Genomic DNA, 5,648 nt, shown 5'->3' on the forward strand with positions numbered 1-5,648 from the left:
ACGAAAGGGCTCGCACTTCCTCGCCTTCCTCGGCCTGGCCGCCGCCCTGACCTGCTACAAGAAGCTCGCGAAACTTGCCACGTGAGACACACTCTAAGTACGCGGCATTGAGACAATGGCGCAGCAGACCACGCAGAGCACGGAGGGACCATCCCCGCGCGGGCGGGGAGCAGACCGGCACCGCGTCCAGTATCTACGCGGTGAGGGGACCATCCCCGCGCGGGCGGGGAGCAGTAGGTCTCGCAGGATTCGACGACGTCCCAGCCGGGACCATCCCCGCGCGGGCGGGGAGCAGCATCAGCGGGTCCTCCTGGCGATCTCGTCCAGGGGACCATCCCCGCGCGGGCGGGGAGCAGGCTCTGTGACCTGCTGCTTTATCGGCGCCGGACAGCGTTTCTGAGTACTTTCACCGAGTCGGTCAAATCGGGCATCGCGGAAGTTTCTGCAGTGGTGGATGGTCATCTGCTGGGTCTGAGTGACGACAGATGATACGAGATGCGGCGCGCTGCGGCCTGAGTTCTCCGCAATTCGGTAGTCCAGGGGCGTCTTTTCTCTGTTTGGCCGTCTTGGGCTCCGAGTTGCCTGTATTCATCTGCCATGACGGTTGTGGCGGAGGTCCGTGCGGGGCTTGGGGGGTGCCCCTATCTGTTTCGTCAACCCCGGTGGGGTTGGCTTGTGGGGGTTGGTCCTGGTTTTCGGGAACGTTCCGCGAAGCGGGATGTTCCCGGCGGATCGGGTGGTTGATGGGCAGGCCGGTGGCCGGCGGGGCCGGGGCGGCCGTGCCGGTGCGCGGGTGTGACGGGGTCTGGAGGGTAGGGGTGGATGGGGTTGTCAGGCTGCGAGGTCGATGTCGTCGGGGGTGCGGGGTTCGTAGAGGGCCCCTGTGCGGATCATCGCGTGCATGACGTTCACCCGCTGCCGGGCCAGGCGGAGGATCGCCTGGGTGTGTGTCTTTCCGCGCGCGCGTTGGCGGTCGTAGTAGATCCGGGAGGACGGGTCGGACTTGCAGCCGATCGCGGCGAACGCGGCCTGGAACAGGGCGCGTTTGAGGAGCCGGTTGCCGCGGTGGGGTGCGTGCTCGCCGCGGATGGAGGTGCCCGAGGACTTCGTGGCGGGCGCGAGTCCGGCGTAGGAGGCGAGGTGTCCTGCGGTGGGGAAGGCGGTGCCGTCACCGATCGCGACGATCACGGCTGCTGTGGTCCTGACGCCCAGGCCGGGCAGCGACGTCAGGAGGTGGAAAAGAGGGAGGGCCTCCAGCAGGGCCGCGATCTCCTGCTCGGCCTGGCGGCGCTGGGTGTGGGCGGCGGCGAGCTGGGCGGCCAGTCCGGGCACGATCAGTGCGCTGGCCTCGGTGCCCGGGACGACGAGGGTCTGCTCGGCGAGGGCGTCGAAGATCTCGCCGGTCAGGTGGCGGGCCTTGCGCGAGCCGTGCGCCTTGAGCAGGGCCTCGCAGCGGGCACGGCCCAATTTCTTCAGCCTGGCCGGGGAGCCGTGCCGCTGAAGGAGGGCCTGGACGTAGGGGTAGGCCAGACGCGGACCGAGGACGCGTTCGAGAGAGGGGTGGATCTGGGAGAGCAGGCCGCGCAGCCGGTTGGTGGTGCGGTTGACCTCGCCGGCCAGATCGTTGTCGTAACCGGTGAGCATGGTCAGCTCGGCCAGCGCCTCGTCGTCACGGTCCACCGCCCTCAGCGTGTGCGGCATGGACCGGGCGGTCTGCGCGATCACATAGGCGTCGCGGGCGTCGGTCTTGGCCTCACCCGGATGCAGGTCGGCGGCCCGCCGCATCGACAGCCCCGGCAGGTAGGCCACCCGGCAGCCGGCCGCCCGGGCCGCCGTCAGCGGCAGCGCGCCGATGTTGGCGACCTGGTCCACGATGACCAGAACGGTGCCGAACTTCGCCACCAGCCTGGTGAACAGCTCCAGCAGCTTCGGTTCGGTGTTGGGCAGTCTCCTGTCGTGGACGGTCTTGCCCTCCACGCCGGTCAGACCGTGGGCGTGGTGGAACTCTTTGCCCAGGTCCAGGCCGAGGAAGAGATCTGTCCCGATGGTGTCGACCATGTACGCGTGCCTCTCGCCACTCGTGCTTCTCCCGGCCGTCCCTGCGGCACCACACGCCGGCAACCACGTTACGCAGACATGCCGCCCGTGAAGCGGCCCGGCATTGCGCCGGACCAGGCGGTTGTCAGGCCCCTCATCAGCGGTCAAGCGGTGCCCCGAAGCCCGGCGGCAACACCCCCCAGGTCATCCGTACGACAGGGGGCACACAGCCATACCGGACCCGGGGGCCAGGCGCCCCATTTCGGGGCCACAGAAAAGGTAACGGGGACCTTGTCCAGCACAGAGCAGCACGAAGAGTCGTCGCCGGACCGCCTACCGTTCGAATCGGTGTTCAGTACGGTCTTCAGCGGATGGACTTTTAACCGTCGGGCCGCAGACGGCGCCTGCGGGCCGACCGACTCGGACGCTGTCCGCCTCATCTGGCTGAAAAACATTGGGCGAGATGGTGTGATCGCGGAACCGGATCCGGAAGTCGATGACTGGCGCAACGACGCGCCGGAGCGGCTTCGTCTCCGCGCCGACGACATCTTGCTGTCATCGGTGATTTCCGGTCGGCCTAAGGCTGCTCTGGTACAGGAAGCCGATCTACCGGCCGTTGCTGTGAGCAGCCTCTTCGTGCTCCGCCCGACCAAATCCTTGTCGCCGGAGTACGCCCGTCTATCCTCGCGTTCCTGCGCTCCGATACCGTCGGAGATCTCAAGGTCGGGACATCCGGGCAACAGCACCTCAGGCTCTCCTCGGTCAAGGCGCTGGACCTGCCGAATGAAGACCAGGCGCTGTCCGCAGCTCTGGCAGATCTCGCTGCCGCCGGGCAGCGGCTGGGTGAAATGGCGGCCGAAGCCAGCGCGCTCGCGCAGTCGGTCTTCGACAGGAGCGGGAGCCCAGAGGAGGCCCGGCGGCGCATTATCACTACCGGCCAGCTGACCCGGCTCCGGTCTGTGGCTGCTGCCCAACTCGACGGTCCGGACTTTATCGTCCGTACGCGATACCCCTATCCGATCGCTCTGCGCTGGCGGAACGTCGAGGCGCAGAAGAGCGCGGACGGCCAGGACGATGCACAGGCGAAGGAGTACGCGGCCGTACTCAAGGCCGCGGAAACCCTGCTTGGGTACAGCGCGCTTCTCACGACCGCTCTGGCGCACGAGGCCGGCATCACCTGCAAGGCCATCGGAGCCTTCAAGAAGAAGATCGCAACCGGGCTCGGCGGCCCCGGCTTCGGGGACTGGCAGCGCATCCTCCAGCAGATTCCAACAGCGGAGGGAATGTCCCGCCTTCCTCCAGAGCACCCCCTCCATGAGCTCGCTGTCTTCCTTGCGGACGACGAGGCTGAGGAGGCGTGCCGAAGCCTCGCCACCAAGCGCAACAGCAGGGCCCACTGGCGTGAAGACCTCCCCGCTGCCTCAGCCGCCAAGTTGAAGGAGGCTCAAGACGGCCTGCGCTTCCTCCTCGGCCGAGCACGGTTCCTCGCTGACCTACAGCTGCTCGATGTGACCAACGTGGTGTGGGATCCCCACGAGCAGTCGGACACCGTCACCTTTCGGCGGTTGATGGGTGACCACCCGGTCGTTCCCACAGAGAGCCTGTGTCACGCCGGACCGGAACGAATCGGCCACATCCTGTACCTGGCTGACCGCGACCAAGGACTCCATCCGCTGAGCCCGTTCCTCACCTGCGAGAAGTGCAAGAGCTGCGCCGCTCTGGCGCTGTTTCATGCCGACAAGGAAGAGGGGGTGCTGCTCCAGACGAGCCCCGACCACGGCCACTTCTACCCGTACGAGGGGGACGAGCGGGCGCTTCGAGCAGTCGGGCTCCGATAGCTCCGGACCTTGCGCCTGAACCGCTTCGCCGCGCGTGACGCCCGGCGGGCGTCACGATGGCCCTGTCGCGGGCGCGTGTCACGTGAGTGGCCAAGTAGCACTGCGAGTCACAGTGGCGAGGATCAGCCGCACCGTATTATCGAACACATGAGCGATATCGGGATGTCGCGACTCGCCGCGCTTACGTTCACCCGCCGGGTCGTCGAGCAGCAGCTGCTCCGCCAGCTCGCGCAGATCGACAGGTGGATCGCCGATGAGAAGCGTCGCGAGGCCGAGCGAGAGCGAGCCGCAGCAGCTCGGCCGCCAGCCTCGGACTGGCTCCTCGAACGCAGCCTGGACGGGCGCACCGCCATGTACGTCCACACCAACGAGTGCTGGAGCGGGCAGAAGAGCCGCAGGCCCCAGGGCCTAACGCGCGAGCAGGCTCGCCAGGCCGTGGCCCAAGGCGTCGACCCGTGCCCAGCATGTCGCCCAGACACTGACCTGGGAATCCTGGAATGACGGACCACGGACGTACGCTCTCGCTGAGCCACGAGTCGAACAGGGCAGGCACCCCGCCCCTACATCCCGGTGGGACTGGCCGCCGAGAACACCGCCGACCTGTACGGCATCATCCGCACCGACATGGACGCCTACGCCGCCCGCCCCTCTCCACCACCTCACCCAACAGGCCATCGATCAAGGCCTCTACTTCGGCGACATCGTCCCGATCAAGACCCCGGACGGCACCACCACCACGGCCGACGACTGCCCGCGCACTGGAGTGACCCAGCAGAGCCTCGCCACCCTGCCCCCGCGGTTCCGGCCCGACGGCAGGGTCACCGCCGGCAACAGCGCCCCACTGTCCGACGGGGCCGCAGCGGTCATCGTCATGTCCGAGACCTACGCCCGCGCCCAGGGACACACCCCGCGCGCCCGCATCCTGGCCGTGCACCCGACGAAAACACCGCGGTACCGAGCGCAGCGTGAGGTTCCCCTGAGGTTCCCCCGAGATGCGGGCAGCGTTGACAGGAGGTCAGATGGTTCTCAACTGATTGTCTGGCATGCTCTGGTCCCCATCACCTTTCGGATCCAGGTAAGCCATCAGGCCCAGGAATATCCCTCCAATTCCTCCCGGCTGAGCCGGGGATACAACAAGGCGCCTCGTGGCGCACATCAGGCGCTCGACGGTGTTGCGGTCCTTGTAGAGCTCGGCGTCGTGGGTGAGGGGACGGCCGCCCCGGCGGCCCTTCTTCTTCCGGTTGGCGGCCTGGTCCTTCTTCTCCGGGATGACTGCCTTGATGTTGCGTTTGCGCAGGTAGGAGCGGTTGCCTCGGGAGGAGTACGCCTTGTCTCCGGCGACCGCGTCGGGCCGGGTTCGGGGACGGCCGACCGGGAGGCGAACCCGCACCTTGTTGAGCACGGGGATGAACTGCGGGCTGTCGGCGGCCTGTCCGGCGGTGAGCGTGAGGACGAGCGGTCTGCACTTGCGGTCGGCAGCGACATGGACCTTGCTGGTCTGCCCGCCCCGCGAGCGGCCGAGCAGGGCGGCCTTCAGGCGGAGCTTGCGGCGTCGCCGGACGCGTCGCCGTTTGACCCGCCCGGCCTCGACGTCGGTGTCCTGTCCGACTTGTTCCTTGCTGTCGCCCCCTTTGAGCGGGTCTTCTCCTCCTCGGCCGCCTTCTCCAGGGCGTCCAGTGTCTCCGGATCAAGGTGCATCCCGGCGGCGTCGTGGTGGGCACGTGCGGTGGTGGAGTCCACGCTGACCAGCGAAAGGTCCACCTCACCCCGCTC

Annotated in this window: 3 protein-coding genes, 2 pseudogenes and 1 CRISPR repeat array; of the genes and pseudogenes, 3 read left to right on the forward strand and 2 right to left on the reverse strand. The window is 67.7% G+C overall.

Features of this window, described 5'->3' with window-relative positions:
* The first annotated feature begins 144 nt into the window (after positions 1 to 144).
* Positions 145 to 356: direct repeats of the CRISPR family, unit length 29 nt; unit sequence GGGACCATCCCCGCGCGGGCGGGGAGCAG.
* A gap of 475 nt (positions 357 to 831) precedes the next feature.
* Positions 832 to 2,058: an IS110 family transposase gene (locus tag AB0389_RS37540; protein WP_366400080.1), complete on the reverse strand. Its 1,227-nt coding sequence runs from the start codon at positions 2,056 to 2,058 to the stop codon at positions 832 to 834.
* A gap of 827 nt (positions 2,059 to 2,885) precedes the next feature.
* On the opposite strand from AB0389_RS37540, the gene AB0389_RS37545 reads away from it, so the two are divergent.
* From AB0389_RS37545 to AB0389_RS37555, 3 genes and pseudogenes are all read left to right on the forward strand, one after another.
* Entirely contained in the window at positions 2,886 to 3,875 is a 990-nt protein-coding gene (locus tag AB0389_RS37545) for a hypothetical protein (RefSeq protein WP_366400081.1), read from the forward strand.
* 147 nt (positions 3,876 to 4,022) lie between these two features.
* Positions 4,023 to 4,376 (forward strand): DUF6233 domain-containing protein, encoded by a 354-nt coding sequence (locus tag AB0389_RS37550; protein WP_366400082.1) that lies wholly within the window; start codon positions 4,023 to 4,025, stop codon positions 4,374 to 4,376.
* A pseudogene (locus AB0389_RS37555) lies at positions 4,354 to 4,743 on the forward strand (hypothetical protein); the annotation flags it as partial. The gene AB0389_RS37550 and the pseudogene AB0389_RS37555, both read left to right, overlap by 23 nt.
* Positions 4,744 to 5,028: 285 nt before the next feature.
* Here the strand turns inward: AB0389_RS37555 and AB0389_RS37560 are convergent.
* Positions 5,029 to 5,648, reverse strand: a pseudogene (locus AB0389_RS37560) (transposase); the annotation flags it as partial.

The sequence above is a fragment of the Streptomyces sp. NPDC093109 genome (genome assembly GCF_040701725.1).
In the GTDB taxonomy this organism is placed as follows: Bacteria; Actinomycetota; Actinomycetes; order Streptomycetales; family Streptomycetaceae; genus Streptomyces.

Coding starts and splice junctions, on each gene's coding strand:
- AB0389_RS37550 (WP_366400082.1), top strand. CDS start 4,023: ATGAGCGATATCGGGATGTCGCGACTCGCCGCGCTTACGTTCACCCGC.
- AB0389_RS37540 (WP_366400080.1), bottom strand. CDS start 2,058: ATGGTCGACACCATCGGGACAGATCTCTTCCTCGGCCTGGACCTGGGC.
- AB0389_RS37545 (WP_366400081.1), top strand. CDS start 2,886: ATGGCGGCCGAAGCCAGCGCGCTCGCGCAGTCGGTCTTCGACAGGAGC.